Annotated in this window: 1 protein-coding gene; it reads right to left on the bottom strand. The window is 68.0% G+C overall.

What is annotated here, in order from left to right:
- A partial coding sequence (locus ABD352_RS58015) for a transposase (protein WP_344615872.1) occupies positions 1-291 on the bottom strand: 291 nt, incomplete at both ends.

Here is a 291-nt window from a genome sequence, read left to right on the forward strand (position 1 = left end):
GTCGAGTCGCAGCGTGGTGATGAACAGGTGCGCGGCGGTGACGAGGGTGACGTGGCGGTGCCAGCCGGTCCATGAGCGGCCTTCGAAGTGGTCCAGGCCGAGGCCGGTTTTGAGTTCGCGGTAGTCGTGTTCGATCCGCCAGCGGATTTTGGCGGTGCGGATCAGGTCGGCCGGGGTGGTGTCGGTGGGTTGGCTGGACAGCCAGTAGGTGACGGGTTCGGGCTGGTCGTCGGGCCATTCGGCGATCAGCCACCGTTCGGGCAGGCTGCCGTCGGGGTCGCGGGTGATGCG

It is taken from the genome of Dactylosporangium salmoneum, from assembly GCF_039532525.1.
Taxonomy (GTDB): Bacteria; Actinomycetota; Actinomycetes; order Mycobacteriales; family Micromonosporaceae; genus Dactylosporangium; species Dactylosporangium salmoneum.